We start from the raw sequence: 861 nt of genomic DNA on the forward strand, positions 1-861 counted from the left end.
GGGGTTTTAGCGACTTTCGCGCCCCGGGGGTCCGGCCGGGGTGTTGGGGGGGGCCGCCCGCGCCCGGGGGGGGTCCCGCCCCCCCCCGGGGGAATGTTTCAGCGCGTGTGTTCGGCCGTTTCGCCGATCCGCTCCCCCACAGGTCAGCACGGACCGCACCGCTGCGGTCTGCATACATTCGCTCACGATCGGTGACGAGAAATGGGGGTACGAACGGGCGTTCACGGTCCGTGTCGGCAAGACTCCTGTCCGCTATCCGAAACAACCACTCAAGGGAGTTCGAAATGCGGTCCATCGCAAAGGGTCTCGGCCTCGGTTCCGCCGCCATGGCGCTCACCGCTCTCACGGCCCTGGCCTGGCCCGGAGCTGCCGACGCCGCGCCGTCCGGCGCGGAAAGCCTGTACGCCCCGTCCGCCCTCGTGCTGAGCATCACGGCCGGGGAGGACTCCGCGCACGGCACGGTGCTGCGTGCGGTGACGCTCGTCTGTGCGCCGACCCCGGGCGGGACGCATCCGTCTCCTGCCGCCGCGTGCGCCGAACTGAGGGCCCATTCCGCCCAGTTGGACCCCGTCGCCGCACCCGGGGCGGGCGTCGACTGTACCCGGGAGTGGAACCCGATGACGGTGTCCGCGGACGGTGTGTGGCAGGGCCGGCGGCTGAGCTACTCCTACACCTTCGGCAACCCCTGCGGCCTGCGGCACACCAGCGGCGCCCTGTTCGGCTTCTGACCCGGTACGACGCGACCGGCCGGGGGGCGGGGGGGGGCCGCCCCCCCCCCCCCCCCCGGCCGAGTGGCCGGCCGCCCCCGTCGAGGGGCGGGACCCCCGACACCACGGCCCCCGCGCCCACCCGGGCGGGGGC

1 protein-coding gene is annotated in these 861 nt (G+C 74.2%); it reads left to right on the top strand.

What is annotated here, in order from left to right; all coding sequences use genetic code 11:
* Positions 1 to 284 precede the first annotated feature (284 nt).
* Complete coding sequence (locus ACFXA3_RS33935) at positions 285 to 728, top strand: SSI family serine proteinase inhibitor (protein WP_385193263.1); 444 nt, start codon at positions 285 to 287, stop codon at positions 726 to 728.
* Positions 729 to 861: the final 133 nt, after the last annotated feature.

This window comes from Streptomyces sp. NPDC059456 (genome assembly GCF_042750055.1).
GTDB lineage: Bacteria > Actinomycetota > Actinomycetes > Streptomycetales > Streptomycetaceae > Streptomyces.